Annotated in this window: 15 protein-coding genes; 7 read left to right on the top strand and 8 right to left on the bottom strand. The window is 42.8% G+C overall.

The features are described from left to right. A partial coding sequence (locus tag BM736_RS23705) for a transposase (RefSeq protein WP_143562476.1) occupies positions 1-451 on the top strand: 451 nt, incomplete at its 5' end. A gap of 60 nt (positions 452-511) precedes the next feature. Here BM736_RS23705 and BM736_RS23700 read toward each other — a convergent pair. Beyond that, a complete protein-coding gene (locus BM736_RS23700; protein ID WP_076416753.1) occupies positions 512-1,315 on the bottom strand; it encodes an SDR family oxidoreductase in 804 nt (267 codons plus the stop codon). Positions 1,316-1,409: 94 nt separating this feature from the next. Beyond that, complete coding sequence (locus BM736_RS23695) at positions 1,410-3,992, bottom strand: bifunctional diguanylate cyclase/phosphodiesterase (RefSeq protein ID WP_076416752.1); 2,583 nt, start codon at positions 3,990-3,992, stop codon at positions 1,410-1,412. Between the two features lie 354 nt (positions 3,993-4,346). On the opposite strand from BM736_RS23695, the gene BM736_RS23690 reads away from it, so the two are divergent. The 4 genes from BM736_RS23690 to BM736_RS23675 all read left to right on the top strand — a co-directional run bounded on the left by BM736_RS23690 (position 4,347) and on the right by BM736_RS23675 (position 8,155). After that, positions 4,347-5,048, top strand: coding sequence for a spondin domain-containing protein (locus BM736_RS23690; RefSeq protein ID WP_076416751.1), 702 nt, complete (start codon positions 4,347-4,349; stop codon positions 5,046-5,048). Positions 5,049-5,059: 11 nt separating this feature from the next. Continuing rightward, a complete protein-coding gene (locus BM736_RS23685) occupies positions 5,060-5,794 on the top strand; it encodes a spondin domain-containing protein (protein ID WP_076416750.1) in 735 nt (244 codons plus the stop codon). An 80-nt stretch (positions 5,795-5,874) separates the two neighbouring features. Beyond that, the gene (locus tag BM736_RS23680; protein WP_076416749.1) at positions 5,875-6,627 is read left to right on the top strand and encodes a response regulator transcription factor; all 753 of its coding nucleotides are present in this window, start codon (positions 5,875-5,877) and stop codon (positions 6,625-6,627) included. 52 nt (positions 6,628-6,679) lie between these two features. After that, positions 6,680-8,155: a HAMP domain-containing sensor histidine kinase gene (locus BM736_RS23675; RefSeq protein ID WP_076416748.1), complete on the top strand. Its 1,476-nt coding sequence runs from the start codon at positions 6,680-6,682 to the stop codon at positions 8,153-8,155. 58 nt (positions 8,156-8,213) lie between these two features. Here the strand turns inward: BM736_RS23675 and hemE are convergent, their stop codons facing one another. Beyond that, positions 8,214-9,278 carry a uroporphyrinogen decarboxylase gene (hemE, locus tag BM736_RS23670; RefSeq protein WP_076416747.1) on the bottom strand — a complete coding sequence of 355 codons (1,065 nt, stop codon included), beginning with the start codon at positions 9,276-9,278 and terminating at the stop codon, positions 8,214-8,216. A gap of 528 nt (positions 9,279-9,806) precedes the next feature. On the opposite strand from hemE, the gene rsd reads away from it, so the two are divergent. Further along, on the top strand, positions 9,807-10,274 hold the full coding sequence (gene rsd / locus BM736_RS23660) for a sigma D regulator (RefSeq protein WP_179079103.1): 468 nt from the start codon (positions 9,807-9,809) through the stop codon (positions 10,272-10,274). Between the two features lie 146 nt (positions 10,275-10,420). On the opposite strand, the gene acnB is transcribed toward rsd, so the two are convergent. After that, a complete protein-coding gene (gene acnB, locus BM736_RS23655) occupies positions 10,421-13,018 on the bottom strand; it encodes a bifunctional aconitate hydratase 2/2-methylisocitrate dehydratase (protein ID WP_076416745.1) in 2,598 nt (865 codons plus the stop codon). Between the two features lie 414 nt (positions 13,019-13,432). On the opposite strand from acnB, the gene hxpB reads away from it, so the two are divergent. Then, positions 13,433-14,104: a hexitol phosphatase HxpB gene (gene hxpB / locus BM736_RS23650; RefSeq protein ID WP_076416744.1), complete on the top strand. Its 672-nt coding sequence runs from the start codon at positions 13,433-13,435 to the stop codon at positions 14,102-14,104. Between the two features lie 135 nt (positions 14,105-14,239). Here the strand turns inward: hxpB and BM736_RS23645 are convergent, their stop codons facing one another. From BM736_RS23645 to BM736_RS23630, 4 genes are all read right to left on the bottom strand, one after another. Continuing rightward, complete coding sequence (locus BM736_RS23645; RefSeq protein WP_076416743.1) at positions 14,240-16,291, bottom strand: M13 family metallopeptidase; 2,052 nt, start codon at positions 16,289-16,291, stop codon at positions 14,240-14,242. A gap of 139 nt (positions 16,292-16,430) precedes the next feature. After that, positions 16,431-18,644: a patatin-like phospholipase family protein gene (locus tag BM736_RS23640; protein ID WP_076416742.1), complete on the bottom strand. Its 2,214-nt coding sequence runs from the start codon at positions 18,642-18,644 to the stop codon at positions 16,431-16,433. Between the two features lie 394 nt (positions 18,645-19,038). Continuing rightward, a complete protein-coding gene (locus BM736_RS23635; RefSeq protein ID WP_076416741.1) occupies positions 19,039-21,252 on the bottom strand; it encodes a patatin-like phospholipase family protein in 2,214 nt (737 codons plus the stop codon). Positions 21,253-21,363: 111 nt separating this feature from the next. Then, positions 21,364-25,824 (bottom strand): EAL domain-containing protein, encoded by a 4,461-nt coding sequence (locus BM736_RS23630; RefSeq protein ID WP_076416755.1) that lies wholly within the window; start codon positions 25,822-25,824, stop codon positions 21,364-21,366. Positions 25,825-25,864 lie beyond the last annotated feature (40 nt).

The raw sequence follows: 25,864 nt of genomic DNA, 5'->3' as shown, positions 1-25,864 counted from the left end.
TGTCACCTCATTGGTTGACCCTGTTAAATATCCGGTGGATAAACTACTAAATATCTACTGGCAACGCTGGGAAATAGAGGAGGGATACGGCGAACTGAAGCAAACTCAATTGCAAAGTAAGGTGACGTTACGAAGCAAATTTGTTGAAGGTGTTAAGCAAGAACTATGGGGTGTGCTTATCGCTTATAATCTGGTTCGCTTAGAAATGGTAGCGATAGCAAAAGAAGCCAAAGTTGCACCCACCCGTATTAGCTTTACCGCAGCGATAAGCTTGATAGACACTCAATTAAGATGGCTTRCTTTATCACCTGATGGGAAGTTGCCAGCTAAGCTGAAGCAAATGCRGGCCGATATMAAACACTTTATCCTTCCAGATAAAAGAAAGCACCGAACATATCCACGTTCAGTGCTCTATATACCCAGCCGCTATCCACTTAAATATAAGCAGTAGTGCTTATCCGAATAGCATTACTCATCACGAGGGCTTTTTGTTTACTGATATTCACTTAATCTAATGTCCAGATGCTATCGCTCTTCTGGCAATTTTATCAATAAGACGTGGCGCAAATAGCTTAAGTAATCGCCCTAACCGCCCTCTTAAAGAGGTGATCAAGAGGCGGCCTCGACTCGATATAACTGGCACCATCATCTTGGCACACTCTTCTGCTGTGAGCAGCTTAGACTCTTGCATGGGTGTCGCTCCTAACGGCTGACCGTTAGCGCCTAAGGCACGTTTATGAATTTCAGAGAGAACGAAGTCGGGACAGATGGTTGTAACAGCAACATTGTCATCGGCAAGTTCAATTCTGAGGGAGTCAAAAAAGCCGATCACAGCATGCTTAGATGCAGCATAACCAGAACGCGTCGGTACGCCAGTGAGGCCTGCAACAGACGCAACGATAACCACTTGTCCTTGATTTTTTTTCAGCTCTGGCAGTGCAGCATGTGTAAGGTAAGTGGGGCCAAAGTAGTTAACCTGCATAATACGATCTAAGATATCTAGCTCATTGAGCTCATCAAACTTTGACCACATGGTCATGCCTGCATTATTAACAAGAATATCCAGTCTACCGAAGTGTTCAATTGCTGTTTCAACAAGCTCCTTGCATTGAGTTTGACTGGTAACATCGGCAGCGAACACCAGAGGATCGGCGCCTTGGTTGGCAATCTCATGAGCGAGAGAGAGTAATCTAGATTCATTTCTAGCACTAAGCACTAGCTTACAGCCTAGAGGTGCTAAAGCTAATGCTAACGCTCGGCCAATTCCCTCCGATGCGCCAGTAATTATGATGACTTTATCTGTCAGCCCTTCCATATTCATTCCCTGAATATTGATTCGAATACTAAATATATAGCATAGATAGTTGACTCTACCTAGATCAATGATTTTTATCTTATGACGATACCGATTAAGCGCTCAATCGCTGTAAAGTCGATTCTCTAGGTAGGTAACCCGATAACGGTTGGGGTCGCCCTATCGCATAACCTTGGGCGTAGTTGATACCTATGGTCTCCAATTTATCAATGATATCTTGGTTTTCGACGAACTCTGCAACTGTTTCAATCCCCATCGCCACACACACATCATGAATCGATTTTACAATGGCAAAATCTTTAGCATTGCTAGCCAGATTTTTTACAAAGCAACCATCAATTTTGACGTAATCGACTGGTAACTCCTTGAGGTAGCCATAGGAAGCAAAGCCACTACCGAAATCATCAAGTGCAAATGAAAAACCTAGCTTACGAAGGTACTCGAGCATATCCATAGCTCGGTTGCGGTTCTGAATCGCACTGGTTTCTGTAATCTCAAAGCAGATACATTCACTTGGGATCTCAAAACGTTCAAACTGCTCAGCAATATAATCCACCATACCTTCAGCACCTAAACTATTGCCTGATAAGTTAATCGATATACAGTGATCGCTCCACACTTCCTCATGGAGCGATAGCCATAAAAATGCCTTTCTTATCACTTCCTTATCAACATCATTCATTAATTTGAAGCGTTCAGCAGCCGCTATAAACTGAGCGGGAGAGAGAATACGTCCATTTGGCTCCTGGATACGCAGCAGTATTTCTAATCGCTGACGATGATTGCCCGCTTTCATACTTTTAATCGGCTGATAGTAGAGCAGTAACTCATTGTGTTCGATAGCCTGACCGATTCTGACTGCCCACATAGGGGCATTTCGCTGGCAAGTCAGCTCTTTATCTTTATCATCATAAAAATGTACTTGATTACAGCCCTTCTGTTTAGCTGCAATACAAGCGATATCAGCATCTTTCAATAACTCTTTTGGCGAAATATAGGGCGCTCTTGCAATGGCAATTCCTGCGCTAACACCGACCTTGTAATGACAGCTGTTATCATGCAAAACCTGCATAGAAACGCAGGCGACAACCCTTTTAACCAGCTGAGCAACCTCTAAAGCACTATGATCGCGAATTGCTAGACCGAACTCATCGCCACCTAGCCGAGCTAACATCTCATCTTTGGAAATACAGGAGTGCATCGCTTTAGCAACCATCACTAACATTCTATCGCCAGCACTGTGGCCACATGAGTCATTAATAAGCTTAAACTGCTCAAGGTCAAAATAGCAGATAGCGATCGACTGAGCCCCTTGGCTAAATACCGCTAGCCTCTCCTCAAATGCCTGCCTATTTAATAGCGAGGTTATGGGATCAAAGTTAGCCCTCAATCTAAGCTTTCGTTTAAGCAATTCCTCTTGAGTGATATCACGCAGAACAATGACAGTACCAATAACCTCTTGTTGATGATTTAGCAGGTTACTTATACTGCGCTCCATAATTCGAGTAATGTCAGTTTTTAGCTTTAATTTACTTAATACAGGCTCTAAAGCTTTGCTGTCCATTAAGCCAAAAAGTTCGTCATTGATATCTTTATCTGTCTTTAGCAGCGTATCGATTGTGATGCCAATGGCAGAGTCACAACTCACTCCTAATAATCTTTCTGCTTGCGGGTTAAGGTACACCACTTTAGCGCCGACATCGGTCAATATCACCGCTTCTGCTATTGATTCTAACGTAGTCTTAGCTCTTTCTTTTTGCTGAAAAATTTGTGCTAATAGCGTATTAGTTCTTTCAGCCATAACAACCAACTCAGAGCAGCCACTTCCCACTAATGGTGAGTAATTCTTTGCCGTTGGGTCTATCTCACTAAGCTGTTTCATCAATCGATGAAAAGGTTTAATAAGCCCTTGATTTAACCAGGCATAGCCCAGAATTAAAATGAGAAAGCCTATTCCTACTATACCGACAGACACAAGATCATATTTGACTTGCACATGACTAAAAATATGTTGAGAAAACTTAATATTAAGATGAACAGGTTGGGTAGAGATGAAACTGGGAACAGCAAGCTGGTAAGTGTAATTGCTGTTGTCGACACCGCTATTGGCTTTGACTGCGCCCTCACCTAGCTCAATTGAATTAACAACGCCCTGTAAACCATACTTAGACAGGTAACTTGAGGTCAGTCTTCTCACCATAAGTACTGACTTTTGAGCCTCTATGGGCATCATGCTCACGGCGTAACCTACGCCTTTATTCAGATAGATGCCTGACTTAGCGACTTGAGCATTAACTAGCTCATCAGAGATAGCTTCGAGCTCGAAGGACATGACATCATCATAAAGCGGGGAGAATGGCTTTAGCTTTCCTTGCTCTAAATAAAATAGGCTAAGGTACTGTGTTATCTGACTCGATCTCCAAGCCTCATCAAGCGACACTCTTTTAAGAGGGCTAAGCTCCGATAAAGGAACCGCATAGACCTTCGCGAGTAACTCAAGCTGCTTGATGTCTTTTTCTAATTGAGACTGTATGGTAACCAGCTCAATCTTTATCGCATCATGCCTTAAACTTTCAATTCGATGATCGAACCAAACATTTAGACAGTATGATACTGCAATCAATGCTGGTATACAGAAACCGACAACAAAAACGATCAGCTTTTTGCCTATATGCATGTTCTCTCGCAATGGAGTACCCAAAAATTAACAGCGATTAACGCTAAAATTGATAGCGCTTCCATAACTTTGGCATGCAAAATACCCCATTTGCATCACAGAGAAAACCAGTTTTGATTTGCCCGTTGCTAAAGTAGCCAATAGAGTGCATTTTTTCCAATCTAGATACCTTGATATAGCTCAGAAAGCCCACCATTAATGGCAAGGGAGCGATGAATTTAATGGTAAATAGTTCGCCGTGACACTTTTGTGATACTTTTTTATTCAACTTGTGATTTAGTGGAGATAGGACAGTGATATCCCTTTGTAAGAATCAAGCTATACCTACTCGATTCGAACACAAGGAGATACACCATGAATCTAAACCATATATCCCGACTCTTCCTTCTCGGTAGCATAGTAAGCGTGCCGGTCTCGGCCGCCGAGTTAGAGATAAGCATCACCAACTTAACCCATGGCAATCATTTTACTCCTATCTTGATCACTGCTCATGACGATGCAAGCCACCTCTTTCAGTCAGGAGAGATGGCAACCCCAGCTCTACAGAAAATGGCTGAGGGTGGTGACATAGGGGATTTGGCAGCGGCAGCAGCGGGTAATAGCGAAATTACCGTAGAAAACCCAGCTATGGGTCTCTTAGCAGCTGGTGCGAAAACTAGCGGCATCATGCTAGATACTCAAAGCATGACACACCTATCTATTGTTGCCATGGTACTACCCACAAATGATGCCTTCATAGGCCTGGATGCATGGAAGATCCCTACTGAACCAGGCTCTTACACCATAAACATCAATGCTTATGACGCTGGCACTGAAGCCAATGATGAGATAATTAATGGTGGTGGCATGCCAGGAACTCCCGGAATACCGGCAGCGCCTGGCGGTGATGGTGGCGCCAATGGCACAGGAGTGATGGATAATAGTGCTAACTCAAATGTTCATATTCACCCCGGCGTATTAGGTGATACAGATACCGCAGGCGGTATGAGCGATCTCGATAGCCGCATCCATAGATGGTTGAATCCGGTCGCTAGAGTCGTCGTTGAAGTTAAATAGGGGGCAGAACAATGAGTATCATCAAAGCCATAACCCATCAGAAGTTCGTTCTACCTATTGCACTCACATCACTGCTTACTTTGAGTGCTTGTTCAGATAATGACACCGACTCTATGCCCACGCCAGAGCCTACTCCCGCTCCTACTCCAACTCAGGATTACCGGGTAACAGTAACAAACTTGACGGCAGATCAGCCCATGTCTCCCATCGCCTTAATCAGGCATCAAACCAGCTTTAGCCCATGGCGCACAGGTGAAACATCAAGCTTGGCACTGGAAACCCTTGCCGAGTCTGGAGATAGTGCAGAGTTTGCAAACATTGAGGGGGTCGATGCCTTAGTGACTGGGGATACTGCGCTTGCACCGGGTATGAAACAGAGTTTCGACTTAATGCTAACTGAGGGTGAAATAGAATCAATATCCGTCTTGACCATGTTGGTCAATACCAATGATGCCTTTACAGGCGTAAATAGCTTTTCCCTTAATCAACTTGCCATCGATGAGATAAAAAAAATGAATGCTATCGCATACGATGCGGGGACAGAGGCCAACTCAGAAGAAAAAGGGTCTATACCTGGGCCCGTTGACGGTGGAGAGGGCTTTAATGCCATGCGAGATGATGTTGACAGAGTTCATGCTCATCCTGGAGTGATTAGCGTCGATGATGGCTTAAGTGACTCTGTATTGTCAGCCTCCCATAGATTCGACAACCCAGTGCTCGCTATTTCAATCGAACGACTGAAATAGATCTCGGTAAATTATTGGGTGAAATAAATACTCACTCAAGCAGGTCTATTGCTTTACGGATCTGCATTGAGTGACCCAAGATGAATGGAACACAAAAATTATTTGCTGATAATTACAGTCAACAAATTTTAATCGTGGAAGATGAACCTGATCTGGCAAATCTAGTGAAGCTGAATCTCAATACCCTAAACTACGGTGTTGCCCATAGAACTACACTACAGCAAGCTAGAGAAGCAATCGAACAACACACTTTCGATCTTATCCTTATCGATCGCATGCTACCAGATGGCGACGGCATCATGTTGTGCCAACAACTTAGAGAATCCGGGCAAACCGTCCCATGTATGATATTGACCGCCAAAGACTCCGAAGCCGATATCGTACTCGGACTAGAAGCTGGAGCTGACGATTATCTCGTGAAACCTTTTAGCGTATTAGAGCTTAGAGCACGCGTTAAAGCGCTACTTAGGCGTAGCCACCACATTGAAGAACAGCGAGAAAAACCACAAGAAGATCAACTCGATTTTAATGGCATTACCATTAACTGCACAACTCGGGAGGTCATCGCTTTCGACACCAGTTTAGAGCTTACCGCCAGAGAGTTTGATCTGCTCTTGTATATGGCTCAGCACCCTAAGCAAGTGTTCAGTCGTATGCAGCTTTTAGAAGCGGTATGGGGCTACTCATACACTGGGTATGAGCATACAGTGAATAGTCATATCAATCGACTTAGAGCTAAGTTATCACACTGTTCATCGGCTGCTGATCTCGTTAAAACCGTATGGGGAGTCGGCTATAAATTTACCCCTCCAGGTCAACAAGCAAGTCACTAATTAATTTCTATATTGGTCGATTAGACAGAGATATAACTCTGAAGGTAAAACGATGAAAAGTTTATTCAGCCGACTTTTACTTTCGGCAAGTGTCATAGTTTTTATCTTGATACTTATTAGCTGGCAATGGCTTCAATTTAGCCAAGAGTATAGCCGTAACGAAGTGCAGCAGTCTCTACATAGAGAATTAGCAGCGCATATGGCCCATATTAACCCCTTGCTGTCACAAGGCATAACTTCTGACGAAGCCCTGAAAGAAGCTTTTCATGATTTTATGCTTCTCGGACCTAGTTTTGAGATCTACACGTTAGACCTTCAAGGCAATATCATCGCATTCGATGCTGTAGAAAATAAAATTAAGCGCACTCAAGTTTCTTTAGCTCCCATAACTTCATTTATTACGGGCAGCACTCTTCCCATTAAAGGAGAAGATCCGCGCTCACTAGACAGCGATAAGATATTCTCGGCAGCAAAGCTCAATGACCAGTCAGGCAAAGAGACTGGTTACCTCTATGTCATCATAGGCGGTGAAGACTTTGATACCTGGCAATCACTCGTGAGCGAGCACCACACCCTTAAAATATGGGGTGGAATACTGCTCAGTTCAATCATCTTTGCCTTGATGTTATTTGCCCTGCTCGCTAAGTACTTCACCTCACCACTTTCACGCCTCGAGCATGATTTACGTTTAGTCGAAACCCAAAAACTCGATGATGGCCTATCTCTGTCTCACGAATATAAAGGCAGTATAGAGATCCGACAGCTAAGCCAGCATATTAAGCGCTTGCTCAATGAAATTAGTGAGCAGCACCAATCAATCAATCGTCAGCAGCAAGCAAGGCATGATTTTTTACTTCATCTTTCTCACGACCTCAAAACGCCACTGACCTCACTGCAAGGTTATATAGATACCTGGTTATTACTGCCTCCAAATGAACGTAGTAGCGATCTAATTAAGATCGCTGCAAACTCTGGTCAATATATTCAGCAACTTCTCAGCCAGATGCTAGAGCTCGCTGCACTTGAAAATGGACAGATCACACCTGAATTTAAGGACACAGATTTAAATAGCTTATTGCAAGAACTGAAACTCTACTTCGCCCCTAGAGCCAAGACTCAAAAAGTAGAACTCAAGTTTGAACTGATTGAGCAGATCACAGTAAACACAGATCCACAGCTGTTAATGCGCGTGTTATCTAACCTTGTGGATAATGCGATTCGATATACTCCTTCAGGAGGCGCTATCAGCATCTCTCTCCGTCATTCTGCTGAAGAGGTGCGGCAACAAAATCCGGAGCACATTTGGCTTAGCGTATCCGATAATGGCTCTGGTATGCATAAGCATGAACTACAAGCCCTGCAACAGATGCAGACAAAACCTAACTTTAAGCGTATTGATAGCCTGCCTCAACTTGGGGTCGGCTTAGCCATCGTTAGGCATTTGCTCGGTCTGCTTGAGTGTAAAATCGATATAGAAAGTACCCCTGGTGTAGGAAGTTGCTTTCAGATTGAATTAAAAGTGAGATAAAAAAAGACCCGCTATTTAGCGGGTCTTCTCGAGTATCTATAACTTACACAGATATAGCTTACTTATGGTATTTAGCCGATAGCTCATGTACTGAGTTGATAAATGCGCCTGCATGCTCAGGATCAACATGCTGGTGAATACCATGACCTAAGTTAAATACATGGCCGGTACCTTCACCATAAGAAGATAGGATCTGATCAACTTCTTGATGGATACGCTCAGGAGATGCGTACAGTACAGATGGGTCCATGTTGCCCTGTAGAGCAACTTTATGCCCAACGCGACGACGTGCATCACCGATATCAACAGTCCAGTCTAGACCAAGTGCATCACAGCCAGTTTCTGCCATAGACTCTAACCATAGACCGCCACCTTTTGTGAACAGTGTGACAGGTACTTGGCGACCGTCTGCATGACGTGTTAAACCATCAACGATTTTCTGCATATAACGCAGTGAGAATTCACGGTATGCATGGTGTGAAAGTGCGCCACCCCAAGAGTCAAAGATCATCAATGACTGTGCGCCGTTAGCTACTTGTGCATTTAGGTACAAGATAACTGAATCAGCTAGCTTATCTAACAGTAGGTGTAATGTCTTTGGCTCTTCGTAAGCCATCTTCTTGATCTTTTCGAATGTCTTGCTTGAACCGCCTTCAACCATGTAGGTAGCAAGTGTCCAAGGAGAACCAGAGAAACCGATCAGCGGAACTTCGCCCTTTAGCTCACGACGAATAGTGCTAACAGCACGCATCACGTAACCAAGTTCATCTTCAGGATCTGGGATACAAAGTTTCTTGATTGAATCGATAGTATCAGTAGGACGCTCAAAACGTGGGCCTTCGCCTGTTTCGAAGTATAAACCTAGACCCATAGCATCAGGAATCGTAAGAATATCAGAGAATAAGATCGCGGCATCTAGATCATAACGACGAAGTGGCTGTAGTGTCACTTCACAAGCTAAATCTTGGTTTTTACATAGAGACATAAAGTCACCGGCTTCGGCACGGGTAGCTTTATATTCTGGAAGGTAGCGACCAGCTTGACGCATCATCCATACAGGAGTTCTGTCGACTGGCTGTTTTAGTAACGCACGTAAATAACGATCATTCTTTAATTCTGCCATTTGGCTTGATTCCTAAACTTATAGTGATATCCGCTTGGGGTCGTAGTTTAGCATTTACGTTAATAAAGTAACCTGTATCTGAGCATTTATGTGACAAATACCTCTAGATATCAAATTTAGCCACATGAGTATGACGGCAAGTACGCGCTAGAGCAGTTATCACAGATCATTAGAGTAAATACCCCGACAATTTATAAGTGTTAATGTTCCCAATATCGTAGAAAAAAGTTGCACATCTTGTCAGCCTTTGGTATAAAAAGTCTGCGCTAGCAAGAACAATCAAGAAGCTCGTCGCATCGAGCCTGCAAAACCATTACTCGCCCAGCGATAGAATTCTATCGCTGGGCATTTTATTTTTAGTCTATTCAACTTCCTATCTAGTTCTACATCGAACCATTATTTTTGTATACAAAACACACTACTTATCTCTTTACGATTATCTGCTGAAATAATCGAATAATGGTTGATCATTACCCTGTTTGTCACCTACATTAGAAGTCAGGGAAGAACTCTTTAATGGGAAAGATCATGCTAAGACAACTAGAAAAAGCTGAACAAAAATGGGGTGGCTCCAATACTCTTATCGATCACTGGCTCAATAACCGTCGCAAACTTCTCATCAACTACTGTCAAATAGCTGGTATCCCTCCTTATGAGTCAACTGAAAAGTCGCTGCCTGCAGCAGGGTCGATTAAAGAGTTTTGCGCTCTGTTAGTTGATTATGTTTCTGAAGGACATTTTGAGGTCTATGACCAAGTCGTCACGGCCTGCGAGAAAAATGGGGTAACAAGTCAATCAGTTGCACAAAACCTCGTTCCACGGATCAGTGAAACGACTGACTCAGCGTTAGATTTCAATGATAAATATACCGAGTCTGTCGATGATAAACTCCTCTACCAACTCGATAAAGATTTGTCATCACTGGGACATGCAATGGAAACTCGATTTGAGCTGGAAGATAGGTTGCTCGAAGAACTCCACACTAAGCATTCATAATTTTTGGTGCTAGGTGCTAGCCGCTAAAAATTAGAAAAAAAGGCGAGATTCATGCAGATGAATCTCGCCTTTTTTGTACATTAACTAGTGGTAACTAGGCCCTCTATAAACATTGAAAGTTTAAGAGGGCTGAGTCAGTAGCTAATTTATACCGCAGACTGGAAAATAACCTCACCGGCTTTCTGGGTGTATGTTTCCATCTGGTCAAAGTTCAAGTAACGATAAGTATCTGCAGCTGTAGCATCAAGCTCTTTAGCATACTCTTGATACTCAGCACTGCTTGGTAGACGACCAAGAAGCGCGGCAACGGCCGCAAGTTCAGCTGATGCTAAGTAAACATTCGCACCTGTACCTAAACGGTTAGGGAAGTTACGCGTTGAGGTTGATACCACTGTCGCACCGTCTGCAACGCGTGCTTGGTTACCCATACATAGAGAACAACCTGGTGTTTCAACACGTGCACCAACACGACCAAAGATAGCGTAATAACCTTCAGCAGTTAGCTGATCGCGATCCATCTTAGTCGGTGGAGTGATCCATAGACGAGTCGGCAAAGCAGTAGCAAACTTATCCAGCATCTTACCCGTTGCACGGAAGTGGCCTATGTTCGTCATACAAGAACCAACAAACACTTCATCGATCTTAGTATCTTTAACATCAGAAAGCAGCACAGCATCATCAGGATCGTTTGGTGCACAAAGAATTGGCTCTTTGATGTCATTCAAATCGATCTCAATCACTGCTGCATACTCTGCATCTTCATCAGCAGACATCAGCTTAGGATCTTTAAGCCACTCTTCCATAGCGTTAATACGACGCTCTATCGTACGACGATCACCGTAACCTTCAGCAATCATCCACTTAAGCATGGTGATGTTCGAGTTTAGGTACTCAATCACAGGCTCTTCATCAAGCTTAATACTACAACCAGCAGCACTACGCTCAGCAGAAGCATCTGACAGTTCAAATGCCTGCTCAACCTTCAAGCTTTCAAGGCCTTCGATCTCAAGCACACGACCAGAGAAGAAGTTAATCTTACCTTTCTTCTCAACAGTCAGTAGACCCATCTCAATCGCTTTATGCGGAATGGCATGGACTAAATCACGTAAAGTGATACCTGGCTGCATCTCACCTTTAAAACGAACCAAGACTGACTCAGGCATATCCAGTGGCATAACACCCGTTGCTGCAGCAAAGGCAACAAGACCTGAACCAGCTGGGAAAGAGATACCGAGAGGGAAACGAGTATGCGAATCACCACCAGTACCAACGGTATCAGGTAGTAGCATACGGTTTAACCAAGAGTGAATAACACCATCACCTGGACGTAAAGAAACACCACCACGATTCATGATGAAGTCAGGAAGTGTGTGGTGAGTATTAACATCAACAGGTTTCGGGTAAGCCGAGGTGTGACAGAATGACTGCATCGTCAAGTCAGCACTAAAACCTAGACAAGCTAAATCTTTAAGCTCATCACGAGTCATAGGACCTGTAGTATCTTGAGAACCAACAGAGGTCATCTTAGGCTCACAATATTGACCAGGACGGATCCCTTCAACACCGCACGCTTTACCAACCATCTTCTGCGCAAGGGTGTAGCCCTTACCTGTGTCAGCCACATCTTGTGGAAGAACAAATACACTTGATGCCTCAAGCTTTAGTACTTCACGAGCACGGGCAGTCAAACCACGACCAATGATTAATGGAATACGGCCACCAGCACGCACTTCATCCATTAACACATCAGTTTTAAGGCTAAACTCAGAGATCACTTCATCGCTATCATGACGCTTAACAACACCTTGATATGGGTAGATATCGATCACATCGCCCATATCCATCTTGCTCACATCAAGTTCGATAGGTAGTGCACCCGCATCTTCCATGGTATTAAAGAAGATAGGCGCGATCTTACCACCTAAACAGAAACCACCACCGCGCTTGTTAGGGACATTAGGGATATCATCACCCATAAACCAAAGCACTGAGTTAGTCGCTGATTTACGTGAAGAACCTGTTCCGACAACGTCACCAACATAAACTAATGGGAAACCTTTAGTTTTTAGCTGCTCAATCTCTTTAATCGGACCAATAGAACCCGCTTCATCAGGAACTATCCCTTCACGGCTATTCTTTAGCATAGCAAGCGCGTGCAAAGGAATATCTGGGCGAGACCATGCATCTGGTGCAGGTGACAAATCATCAGTGTTAGTTTCACCAGTGACTTTAAATACGGTCAGCGAGATTTTCTCTTCAAGCTTTGGACGGTTCAGGAACCATTCGGCGTCAGCCCATGAGTGAACAACTTGCTTGGCAAATTCATTGCCTGCCTGCATTTTTTCGACAACATCGTGGAAAGAATCAAACATCAACAAAGTTTTTGATAGTGCTGTTACAGCTAAAGGAGCTTGTTCAGCAACATCTAGTTGAGCGATCAAAGGCTCGATGTTGTAACCACCTTGCATTGTGCCTAGCAACTCAACGGCACGTGCTGATGATAGTATTGAAGATGTAACTTCACCTTTAGCAACAGCATCTAAGAAACCCGCTTTTACATAGGCGGCTTCATCTACTCCAGGTGGAATTCTGTTTTCAAGCAGGTCGAGAATAAAAGCTTCCTCTCCTGCAGGTGGGTTCTTTACTAACTCTACTAGCTCAGCCACTTGTTGGGCATCTAATGGCTTAGGGACTACACCCTCTGAAGCACGTTCTGCGACGTGTTTACGATATGCTTCTAGCACGGCAACATTCCTCTTTGTTTGGCGTTCTTTCACCGATACTGCACTTCCTCAATGTGAAAGCTGACAGTCCTGCAGGCTCGACCCTTTTTTCTGGTGGGTATTATACTATAGCTTTACAAAAGTTTGAATCAGATCACACTCTTATCGAGCAGAAACATACCCATTAACCACACTACTAACAATGTTATAAAACACTCTAAGCTATAAATAGCACGAATAATATTAGACAATCGTCACCTATAAAACTTAAATCAATAATTAACAGTTAGTTACAGAGGTACATTTCATTATTCAATCAATAAACACTCATAATTAGAAGCCAATACGTCATAAAAAAACCAATAAAATGGCCATGAAACTGCAAAAAAATAGGAGTACTATTCATGCTAGTTATAACGAATATATGGAACTCCTATGACCTCACCACAGATAAAAGCCGTCATTTTCGATATGGATGGTGTCTTGATTGATTCAGAGCCAAGCTGGCAAAAGGCGGAGTTTCGAACCATGACGGATCTAGGGCTTCCAATCACTTTCGACGATACACTTCAAACAACAGGCTTAAGAATTGATCAAGTGGTTAGTTATTGGTATCAAAGAATGCCGTGGAAAAACTACGACAATTCAGCAACGGCAAAGACGATTGTCGAGCAAGTGGTAAGCTTTATTGAGGCTGAAGGTCAGCCTATGGAAGGGGTCGTTACTGCATTAACCTTTTGCCAAGAGCAAGGGTATAAAATTGGCTTAGCGACCTCTTCATCGAGCGATATTATCAACGCCGTTTTAAACAAGCTCAACATATCGCACTTTTTTGACGCTATACAATCGGCTGAGCACCTCACATATGGCAAACCCCATCCAGAAGTTTACCTCAACTGTGCCACTGAATTAGGCATATCTGCCGACAATTGTGTTGCCATTGAAGACTCATTTAATGGCCTTATTGCAGCAAGAGCCGCTAATATGCAGACTATTGCGATCCCAGAAAAAGAGCATCAAGCTGAAGCTAAATGGATCATCGCCCACCAGCAGCTTAAAGATCTAACGCAGCTGCCCGATTTACTAAGTTCTAGGCTTGGTTATTAGAAGGTTCTAGGTTCTAGGTTCTAGGTTCTAGGTTCTAGGTTCTAGGTTCTAGGTTCTAATAGGCTACATGAAACGGTTATAAAAAAGCCCACCAAAAGGTGGGCTTAGTCATATTTCAATCATCAAGGCATAGAGTTACCAGATTTTAACGCGCTGCTCTGGTGATAAGAACATCTTGTCGCCCTCTTTGACATCAAAGGCTTGGTAAAAAGCAGGGATATTACGTGGCGTCCCCATTGCACGGAAGTGGCTTGGAGAGTGAGAATCTGTCATCAAGCGACGGCCTAACTCCTCATCACGGTAGTTACGACGCCAAACCTGTGACCAACCAATAAATAATCGCTGCTCACCAGTTAAACCATCAATGATTGGTGACTCTTTACCATTCAAACTCAGGTTATATGACCGAGCCGCGACAGTTAATCCACCTAAATCGCCAATGTTCTCCCCTAAAGTCAGGTCGCCATTAACATGCTTGCCAGGCAAAGCTTCATACTGCCCATACTGAGCAGACAGCTGTGCCCCACGCTTTTGGAACTCTTCACGGTCGGCATCAGTCCACCAATCACGTAAGTTACCATCACCATCGTACTTAGCACCTTGGTCATCAAAACCGTGACTAATCTCATGGCCAATCACTGCACCGATACCACCAAAGTTAACGGCATCATCTGCATCCATATTGAAGAATGGTGGCTGCAAAATTGCGGCAGGGAATACTATCTCATTCATTACAGGGTTGTAGTAAGCATTGACTGTCTGAGGTGTCATATGCCACTCAGTGCGATCGATAGGCTTACCAAGCTTATCAAGCATGCTCTTATACTCGAACTTTGCATAGCGCTTGTAGTTACCAACGAGCTGTTCTGCCTTTATCTTAAGGTCAGTATAATCTTTCCACTTATCTGGGTAACCAATCTTGTAGGTAAACTTAGACAGCTTCTCTTGGGCTGCAACCTTAGTTTCAGGCGTCATCCATTCAAGCTCATTGATGCTCACCTCAAAACCTTTAATCAGATCTTGGATCAAACCTTCCATTCTCTCTTTAGCTTCAGGCTTAAAATACTGCTTTACATACTCTTTGCCAACGAGCTCGCCAATCACTTGATCCGATGCATCCACCGCTTTCTTCCAGCGAGGTTTTTGCTCCTCAATTCCCATCAGCGTCTTGCTATGGAATGCAAAATGAAGGTCCACGAAGTTTTTACTCAATAGCTCAGCATAGCTATCTACTAAATGAAAAGAGAGATAGTCTTGCCACTCTTTAACTGAAAACTTAGTGAACTCACTGCCAAACTTTTCAAAATAAGAGGGTTGGCGAACAATCACCTCATTGACTTTATCTATGTTTGCACTGGCTGAAAACTGGACAAAATCGAAGTTAGGAACCTTAGTATAGAGCTCAGCTCTATCCATTTTGTTATAGCTCTTGTTTGCATCACGAGACTCAACGCGACTCCACTGACTCGCAGCGATAAATTGCTCTATTTTTGCGACGCTAGCAGCAATTTCCTGTGTATCTTTGCTACCTGCTTGAGCCATGATTTCAGCAACATACTTGTTCATTGCGGCGCGGTTAGAAACAAACTTTTCATCGTCTTTAAGATAGTAATCACGGTCAGGTAAAGTTAACCCCGACTGGTACATATAGACGGCATACTCGGTTGAGTTTTTGGCATCATTATTAACGTAGAATCCAAACGGGATCTGTACACCGCTAATCAGCAAGCTTCCCATAAGACTGGCGATATCATTATGATCTTTGGCAAGAGCGATATCAGCCAGCTGCTCACTCAATGGTGAGATACCAAGCTGCTCAACAAGATCAGTATTCATATAACTGGCGTAAAAATCACCCACCTTTTGCGCACTTGAACCAGCCTCTTTATTGGGCGTCACAGCAGTTTCATCAATGATCTTCTTCAGTGCATTTTGGCTCTGCTCATAAAGCACAGAGAAAGCACCGTAATTCGATTTATCAGCAGGAATAGGCGTGTTAGCAAGCCAGTGCCCATTTACGCTGTAGTAAAAATCATCTTGGTGACGAACAGCTTTATCAAAATTTGCCTTCTCTACACCCGACACCTTAGCAACTTCTTGAGTTACTGATGCTGTTAGTTCATTACTACAGGCAACAAGACCTAAGCTAAAGGCGACACCAATAGCTAATTTGCTAACTTTATTCATTTTTATCCCCGATTATCCATTTGTCGGCAGGCTAATAAGCCTGCTCTATTTTATCCGTTTCACACTAACATCGTGAGATTTAACACTATAGCCTATATTTGTAACTTTCTATTAATGCAATTATCTTAATAAAAGACACTTACCAGTTCTTACCAATAAATAGGAAAATAGCTTTCTCGCCATCATCAGCCCAACCAAAGCCTAATGCTGCAGGGCCGATCCCTGTATCTGTTCCTAAAAAAAGGCTTCCAGAATAAATGAGATCATCTAAATTTGCTTCACTTCTGATTGCCCAAACATTACCAGCCTCTAAGCTACCACCTAAGTAAAGTGGATAATCAGTCATCCCCAATACATCTTGGCCTAAGTCATATTGATATACGAATGCGCCGAAAACCTTATGAGGCCCGACTAAGGCGTTTTTATGATAACCAGACAGGTTAAGAAACCCACCTAATTCGGACATATGAACACTAAAGCTGTCATCCATATCGACTGTCGCCAATGATGCAATCCCTACAAAGGCATGGTTTCCGAAACTCAGTGCACCACGCCAATCGGCCTCTACTTGAAAGGAGTTATCAGAACGGTCAATGCCGAATAAATCTAGAGTATTCTCTTGCCGATAAAAAAGATTAAATGTAAACCTATTACCTTCTGTCGGAAAGTTAATGCTATTTAAATCATCGTAACCAAACTTGAGGTAAGCACCAAAGGTGTCATATTCAATTGTATCTATGAATGCTTTATTTTCTAATTCACCAGACTCCCCGGTTAGCCCGAACTCAATCATCCCCTCTTTTATATAATTGAAACCGATTCCTATATCACCGCGATAAAGTGATTGAGATAATTGCAGCGCTTTAGCATTACTTTCATAGAAGTTCCAATCCTTTAGTTCATAACCTAATTCTGCTCTTGCATAAAAGCTCTGATCATAATCAAGTGGTAGGTATAACTCAGACGCTACTAACTTCTCATAACCTAGCCTCAATTCATTACGCCACTCACCGCCAATATCAGTTAAGTCTGTGAATGTGTAAGACAAATCAAATGAGACAGCAGAATCTAAGGTAAAATCATCTTCCCAGCTAAAGCCTAATTGGAAATAATTTGGCCCCCAAGATTTCGCATGAGTATTCAACGACAGCACTCGACCTTGGTCGGTATCGATAAACTCGGCATCAACTCGCTCAAACTTGTCCAAAGAATAAATAGCGGCAATCCCTTTAGCTAACTGCTCTTGAGAAACGACTTCTCCCTCTTCTATACCTAAAGTTTCCCGCAGCACCGAGTCGCTGACTTTAGAGTGATTATCAAAAACAATATTAACGACAGGATGATTAATATCTTCAAGCCAACGGCGTCTTAGCTGTTTTTTTTTCGCCAGATAGAGAGCAAAATCATGCTGTTCAACACTTAACCCTTTTAAGCTAGTTAAATGCTCTATGGCTGCTTTTTCTCCCAATGAAAAAGCTTTCGGCATGATAGTAAAATCAGTAGTACTCATCTCGCCAACATCTGGTCGAATAAGGATATCATCATCAGTTAATAATGATTTTTGCTTATCAGTACTGGCGTTGGTTAACATAGTAGATAGCTGATTTAGTACCGCGAGCGCACTGGTCAACTCCTCTTTTTTTACCAAAGAAGAACCTATATCCACTGCGATAATAATATCAGCCCCTAAAGCTTTCACCACATCAACGGGCATATTGTTACCTATGCCACCATCGATTAATAATTTCCCCTCAAACTCTAAAGGCTGTAGTGCGCCTGGTACCGTCGCTGAAGCCTGCATCGCCTTGACAATACTGCCATGACTAATAACAACAGCCTTACTGGTTTCTAGATCGGTAGCGACTGCACGGTATGGAATAGCTAGCTCATCAAAGTGACCAAACTGATTGACTAACCCAGTTGACCGTTGCAAGAGTTGCGACATGGTTTGCCCACGGAGCAATCCATTGGGTACCTTGATCTCTTCTTCGCTATACCCAATATTAACGGGGATATTGAATCTATCTCTTTGCTGTTTATTTCGGTAGCTTAAATCTTGTCGTGGAATAGTATCTGAATACCCGTCAGACCATGATTCATTAAGCATTATCTTCTCTATCTCAGCTGCACTGTAACCCAGCGCATACATGCCTGCGACGTAAGCACCGATACTGGTTCCAGCTATATAATCGACTGGAATACGGTTTTCTTCAAGTACCTTCAACACACCGATATGTGCAGCACCTTTTGCACCGCCACCACTCAATACTAAGCCAATTTTTGGCCTAGCTTCTGTGGCAAATAGAGAAAAACTGAGGGATAGCATTAGAAAGAAAGTGAGTGAACGTATCATAAAATATTTTATCAATTAATGGCGTTGCTATTTTTCGCCGCTATTTTAGCAAAAACTATAATAAAATATATATACAACCACTGAAGTAAATTTTTGATTAATGATTTGGATTATTAACTTTTAGCAGTATGAAACATCCATTGATATTTGCACATCGACCATGCAGGCAGCCCCCTACGACACGAATAAAAATAGGCCTTAACAGCCCCTTAACCTCTAGGGCTCCACTATTTAGCTTTCATTTTATAATAAGCATTATTAACAAATACTTTAATAAAACGATTAACATCATATTTTTATCGCTTGTAATAATTCAATCTAGTTACTATTTTCCCTTGGGTATACAACCAAGTTTGAACTTGAGTCCTCAGATAAATTATAACGCGCAATAGTGTTACCAGTTCTTACCAATAAATAGGAAAATAGCTTTCTCGCCATCATCAGCCCACCCAAAGCCTAATGCAGCTGGCCCCATACTTGTATCGGTACCAAAATATAAACTGCCAGAATAGATAAGATCATCAAGATCAACACTTTCTCTAAATGTCCAAACATTACCCGCCTCAATACTGGTACCAAGATAGAGCGGATAATCGGTCATTCCGAGCACATCACGGCCAAGATCATATTGATACACGAATGCACCAAACACTTTATGTGGACCCACTAAGGAATTTTTATGGTAACCAGAGAGGTTCAAGAAACCACCAAGTTCAGAGACATGCACACTAAAGCCAGCTTCTTTATCCACCGTAGCCAATGAAGCTATCCCTACAAACGCATGATTACCTAAACTTAACGCCCCCCGCCAATCAAATTCAACCTGAACAGACTCATCTGAAGGCTCAATGTGACTTATCGTAGGACTTTCCTCCGTACGATAATAAACATCCAGCGTGACTCTGTTTCCAGAGGTAGGAAAGTTAATACTGTCTAAGTTATCGAAACCTACTTTGAAGTAACCACCATAAGAGTTGTATTCGAAATCCTCTAAAAGTAGTGCATTTTCTAACTTGCCTTTCTCGCCAGTAAAACCGAGCTCAATCATGCCCTCTTTGACATAGTTATAACCAATACCGACATCACCTCGGTACTGCTTTTGACTCAGCTGAAGCACTCTTGAATTGTCATCAAAGAACTCCCAATCATTTATTTCATAGCTGGCTTTTACTCTGCCATAGAAGCCTTGGTCATAATCCAGTGGTTGATAAAACTCTGTCGATACTAGTTTTTCAAAACCTAGCTTAAGCTCATTACGCCACTCGCCACCAGTATCTGTTAGATCTGTCATGGTATAGGCCAGATCAAGTGAAACCGCTGAATCCAAAGAGAAATCATCCTCCCAACTAAAACCTAACTGGAAGTAATTCGGTCCCCAAGATTTTGCTTGCGTATTTAACGTCAGTACTCTGCCCTCATCGGTATCGATAAACTCGGCGTTAACCCGCTCAAACTTATCAAGTGAATAGATTTCGGCAATCCCTTTAGCAAGCTCCTCTTCAGTAACCACATCCCCCTCTTTAAGCCCTAAGGTCTCTCTTAGTAAGGATTCACTCACTTTCGATTCATTGTTAAATACAATATTAACTATTGGATGATCAATATCATCTAGCCAGTTACGACTAAGACGCTTTTTTCGCTCCAGGTGTTTCTGGTACGCTTCACTCTCAATACTTAGCCCCTGTAAACTCACTAAATGTTCAAGGGCCGCCTGCTCACCTAAAGCAAATGCATCAGGCATTATGGTGAAATCAGTGGTACTCATCTCCCCAACATCTGGGCGAATGAGAATATCTTCACTCATCAGAAGTTGCTTCTGCCTCTCGGTACTGGCATTCGTCAACATAGTCGATAATTGATTAAGCACAGCGACCGTACTCGTTAACTCCTCCTTACTCACTAGCGCAGAGCCTATATCGACAGCAATAATAATATCCGCCCCAAGTGCCTTTACTACATCGACAGGCATATTGTTGGCAATTCCACCATCAATAAGTAACTTACCTTCAAAATTCGCGGGCTGTAGTGCACCAGGAACAGTCGCAGAAGCTTGCATCGCCTTGACGATACTGCCATTACTGATAACCACAGCCTGGCTTGTCTCTAGATCCGTTGCCACTGCACGGTAGGGAATAGCCAGTTCGTCAAAATGGCCAAATTGGTTCACCAACCCTGTAGAGCGCTGCAGCAGTTGCGACATAGTTTGCCCGCGCAATAAACCATTGGGCACTTTGACCTCATCGTCGCGATACCCCATATTTAGAGGAATATTAAATCTATCTCTCTGCTGCTTATTGCGATAGCTTAGCGCTTGCCTAGGAATCGTATCTGAATAACCATCCGACCACGATTCATTCAACATGATTTTTTCTATTTCAGTAGCTGTGTAGCCTAAGGCATACATACCAGCGACATATGCACCGATACTCGTCCCCGCAATATAATCAACGGGGATTCGGTTCTCTTCCAATACTTTAAGCACCCCAATATGGGCCGCACCTTTTGCTCCACCACCACTCAGTACCAGACCTATTTTAGGCCTGACATCATCAGCGAGCACAGATATGCTAAAAGTAAGCAGGCAAAGCAGTGTGAGTATACGTGTCATATTTGTTATATCTTTAGTGGTTATGGATACTTAGCGCACTCATTCTATCAAAAAACGCTACAAATGATTAAAAATGAAAGCATGCTATGCTTCGATTGAGCGACTGCGATTTCATCCCGTAGGAAACACAGAAGGGCTTTGCATATATTTTTCCATTTCAACTTTAGCCAGTGGTTTGGAGAAATAATATCCCTGGATAACATAACAACCTCGGCTAAAGACTTGCTCTAACTGCTCCTTAGTCTCAACACCTTCGGCAACAACATTTAGCTTTAAATTCCTGGCAAGCTCAATAATACTACTCGCTATCGCCTGATCAGCTTCATTGGTGGCGATATCGATAAGGAAGGAGCGATCAATCTTTAAGGTATCAACATCAAAATGCCGTAAATACGCCAATGATGAGTAGCCAGTGCCAAAATCATCTATCGCAACATCTACCCCTAAGGCTCTAAGCCCTAATAGATGCTCCTTTGCGATATCCAGCTCCTTCATTAACACACCTTCAGTGATCTCAAAGCCTAATGCGGATGCTGGCATTTTTGTCTCTGCGAGGATCTGCTTTACCCCATCGATAAAGTCAGGCTGGCGAAAATGCACAGCTGAAATATTCACTGAGAGTTTAAAATTGTCTTGGTAAGTATTGGACCAAATAGCACCTTGAACACATGCCTCCCTTAGCACCCAGCGATCAATATCAACAATCAACCCGCATGACTCTGCGACCTTGATAAATACATCGGTGCGGATCAAGCCATCCTTATGATGCCGCCAACGTAAAAGAGCCTCCATACCAATTAATTTATCCCCCTTAAGAATATCTACCTGGGGCTGATAGTGAAGTTCAAACTCTTGCCGCTCAATGGCTTTACGTAGCTCTGCCTCAAGCCGTAAATGATAAAGTGCTTCAGAGTTTCTCTCGGATGAGAAGTATTGAAAATTCCCCCTTCCCTCCTCTTTAGCATGGTACATAGCCTGATCGGCATTTTTAATTAACACTTCAGGCTGCCTGGCATCATCAGGCCATAGGCTCACTCCAATACTAGTAGAGATAAAAAACTCCCGACCATAGAGCTCAAATGGTTTCTCAATCTGTTCGAGTAATTGAGCACAAATATGATTTATCCTATCAAGGTTGTCTGCCTCTCTTAGTAAGATCACAAATTCATCCCCACCAAATCGACACAGGGTGTGCTCTTCGGAGATACATGATTGCAAACGATTTGCAGCCTCTACGAGCAGGGCATCCCCCATACTGTGGCCATATGAATCATTGACATGTTTGAATCGGTCTAAATCTAGAAATATCAACGCTAACTTCTCACCACTATGTTCAGCTCGGTGAATTGACTGCGCTAATCGAGTAGAGAAAAGCGATCTATTTGGTAAGCCTGTTAATACATCGTAATTAGCCAAACGCCTAAGATCGGCTTCGGTTCGTTTCCGCTCAGTGATATCGGAAAAAACAGCAACATAATGGGTAATATTCCCCTTACTGCCTAACATAGCTGATACGTTTAACCACACAGGACAGATACCGCCACCCGCACAGATAAATTCGCGTTCACCAGTCCAAGTTACGCCTTGCTGAAGCAAGTGAACCACTTCATCAGATTGCCCTTCCTTAGTCTGAACTAGCTCTGAAAACCGCTTACCATTTAGCGTTTTTGCATCAATGCCTATTATGGTTTGGGCAGCTTTGTTAGAAACCTTGATGCGCTCATTGGCGTCTAAAATCAATACACCTTCAGAAGTGTTACCAAATGCTTGTGCTAGCAGCTTTACATCGTCTTCAAGCTGACGTTGAATGGTTATATCTGAATAGATACCAGCAACTCTTAATACAGTTCCTGAGTCATCAACCTCCACCGGACGCCCTTGAACTCTTGTCCAGCCCCAAGTTCTATCATCTCGTCGATATCGGTATTCAACTTCAAAGCGATCTGTCTCTCTAAGTAACATCTTATTCCAAGCAATGACGACTTTATCTTTTTCATCACGGTGAACAGGAAACTCACTTAGATTAAATATAATATTGTTACGCTCAGATTCATTCTCAGCCCTTTGATTCTCGAGGCTAAACATCTGGGTATCGTGCCGCCACTCCCACAACTCAGAGTCGCTGCCCTTGAGGGACTGCCTTAAACGGTCCTCACTCTCAACCAAAGCTGAGTTAATCAGTTTAAAAGCTTTAACTTGCCTTTGACGATATAAAATAATACCGACACAGATAATTAATAAAGTGAGTAAAAATAGTCCTCTAAACCAAGGAGTTTGCCACCAAAACTGTTTAACCTTAAATTCAAACTCAAACGGGGTCTTAGACCAGACCCCATTTTCCTGGCTTAATAAGTCAAGCGTGTAGTGGCCTGAGACTAGACCTGAAATATTGAGCTGAGACTGGCCACCAAGTAATACATACTCCCCCTCTGATAGCTCCCCTCTTCGCCTCAATCGATACTGTAAAGTCATTGGAGTATCATCGAGGTAGTCAAGGCTTGTGATCTGAAAACTCACCATACGGGCACCAGGTTGAATATCCATCCCACTTAAAGGCAGTAACTTTACTTCAGGCCCACTCTCATAAAATACAGAAACAGCTTCGAGTAATACCTTGTCCCTCTGTATTCTATTCGTCAGCTTATCGATATCGAGTAACATAGCCCCATCAGGCGTACCGAGAAAAAGCCCAACATTTTTCTGATAGAAGAAAGCGCCATCATTAAGCTCTCCTCCAAGAAGTCCGTCATCACGCTCGAGTACCATGACCTCATCAGACTCGATATCGTATCTGATAAGTGACTTAGGGCAGCCAACGACCCTGTAGTTATCAATTTGCTGGATAAAGTAGATTGAATCGCAATCAACCTCCCACAAACGACTTAACTCTTTACTCTTCAAAGAAGCTAAATCATATTCAATTATCCCTTCTGGCGAAGTGCCAATCCAAAATGAATCCGAGCCGACAGGTACGATATAGTTAACGTCTATTTCGCTGTTTTCATCATTAAAACTATCAAGCTCTGAATGATATTTTCCCTCAAGGTCTAAGTAACCAAATAACTCCTTGCCACCCAGCCATAGCCTTCCAGCATCATCACGCAGTACGGTTCTTATATCGATTAATCTCGGATTAATACCACCTTCAAATACAGGCATATGTTGTGGATTAAATAAGCCGGGCTCCCAATAAAAAAGCCCCGTGGTCGTCATAAACCACCACCGCCCCTCAATCATAGGGTCAAGATAACTCGCATAAACAACCTTATGTTCTAATGAATTATCACCATGGGTCCATTGAGCAAAAGTTTGAGCGCTAAAGTTTATTTTATTTACAACAAACAGGCCGTTGGTTGTCGAAAGCAAGAGATGCTCAGCATCAAGCTCATCAATACTATAAATGCTGTCGTTAAGCTCTAAACCTAAAGGGGAGATTGTTCTCGACTTTTGGGTAATTTTATCAATAAAAACAAGCCCATCGTCTGTACCTAGCCAAAGCTTATCCGTCTCAGCATGAACAGCCCAGATCATCTCGTTGCTAATTGAGTAAGCATTTGTAGAGGTAAAAGTTTCAATTAAAAAACTAGGTTCAGTTGCAACAATAGCAAGCCCCTCTCCTGCGCCGCCAACCCAAACCAAACCTGAACTATCTATGGCTATATCATAGATATAATCCATATCAGCTTTTTTCTTTAAATCTTCCTTATACAACTGATAATGGCTTTCACCTGGTAGCCACTTTACTAAACCTATTCTTCCTGATATCCAAAAACTTCCCTCATTATCTTCTGCGATATTGGTGGCATAAAAGGACAGTGCAGGAACCGCTTCAATTTGTACTGCGTCAGCATAAACTCGATACACCCCCTCACTTGAGCTTAACCACACTCGCCCCTTAGAGTCCTTAAACAGTTGCTTCATCAGGCCATGTTCCTCTACCCAAGGGAACACGGCTAACCTCTCCCCATTGCTGTCCCGGAGTTGAAGTTCATATTCGGTGCCGACAATTATTCTTCCATCATCTAAAGCGACCAAAGATCTCCAGGGTACGTCGGCATTGGTGGGGAGAAAATTAATGCGTTCTAATTGCTGTTTTTCATAGGAGTATTGAAGAAGTTCGCCTTCCAGTGTTAACAAAATATAGTGACCATTTTGTCTAACTTGAGCAATGATTCCCCCACCTTTATATTCAGGGAAAAGCGATGAACTGCCAAAACGAATGAATTCATCTCGGTTCATATCATAAAGGTAGGTATCCGAATAATTACTGACTAATAAGTGTCGATCACTTAAAGGCTCCACTAAGTTAATAAACTCACCAGAAAGCCGTAAATCGAAAGTGACCTTATCAATTCGACGGGTCTTAGAGTTACTTAAGCGAAATAAACCCCGCTCTGTTGCAACCCAAACAAAGCCGTGACTATCAAAACTGATATCGTTAATCGTTCCACTTTCTAAGCCATCAGCCTCACCAAATACTCGCAACACGAATTCACTTGCCGTAACAGGAGTTATGCAAGTTGCAATGACAATAGATATAAGGACTGCTTTTAGAATTTTAGTTATTAGCATCATTCAATTAATAGTGAACTCGCTCAAAGCTTAACCTTGA

The sequence above is a fragment of the Shewanella sp. UCD-KL12 genome (genome assembly GCF_001957125.1).
GTDB lineage: Bacteria > Pseudomonadota > Gammaproteobacteria > Enterobacterales > Shewanellaceae > Shewanella.
This window is presented reverse-complemented; position numbering and strand designations above follow the sequence as displayed.

What these genes read in the sequence shown, in the direction of transcription:
- BM736_RS23700 (WP_076416753.1), bottom strand. Translation starts at nt 1,315, where the DNA reads ATGGAAGGGCTGACAGATAAAGTCATCATAATTACTGGCGCATCGGAG.
- BM736_RS23695 (WP_076416752.1), bottom strand. Translation starts at nt 3,992, where the DNA reads ATGCATATAGGCAAAAAGCTGATCGTTTTTGTTGTCGGTTTCTGTATA.
- BM736_RS23690 (WP_076416751.1), top strand. Translation starts at nt 4,347, where the DNA reads ATGAATCTAAACCATATATCCCGACTCTTCCTTCTCGGTAGCATAGTA.
- BM736_RS23685 (WP_076416750.1), top strand. Translation starts at nt 5,060, where the DNA reads ATGAGTATCATCAAAGCCATAACCCATCAGAAGTTCGTTCTACCTATT.
- BM736_RS23680 (WP_076416749.1), top strand. Translation starts at nt 5,875, where the DNA reads ATGAATGGAACACAAAAATTATTTGCTGATAATTACAGTCAACAAATT.
- BM736_RS23675 (WP_076416748.1), top strand. Translation starts at nt 6,680, where the DNA reads ATGAAAAGTTTATTCAGCCGACTTTTACTTTCGGCAAGTGTCATAGTT.
- hemE (WP_076416747.1), bottom strand. Translation starts at nt 9,278, where the DNA reads ATGGCAGAATTAAAGAATGATCGTTATTTACGTGCGTTACTAAAACAG.
- rsd (WP_179079103.1), top strand. Translation starts at nt 9,807, where the DNA reads ATGCTAAGACAACTAGAAAAAGCTGAACAAAAATGGGGTGGCTCCAAT.
- hxpB (WP_076416744.1), top strand. Translation starts at nt 13,433, where the DNA reads ATGACCTCACCACAGATAAAAGCCGTCATTTTCGATATGGATGGTGTC.
- BM736_RS23645 (WP_076416743.1), bottom strand. Translation starts at nt 16,291, where the DNA reads ATGAATAAAGTTAGCAAATTAGCTATTGGTGTCGCCTTTAGCTTAGGT.
- BM736_RS23640 (WP_076416742.1), bottom strand. Translation starts at nt 18,644, where the DNA reads ATGATACGTTCACTCACTTTCTTTCTAATGCTATCCCTCAGTTTTTCT.
- BM736_RS23635 (WP_076416741.1), bottom strand. Translation starts at nt 21,252, where the DNA reads ATGACACGTATACTCACACTGCTTTGCCTGCTTACTTTTAGCATATCT.
- BM736_RS23630 (WP_076416755.1), bottom strand. Translation starts at nt 25,824, where the DNA reads ATGCTAATAACTAAAATTCTAAAAGCAGTCCTTATATCTATTGTCATT.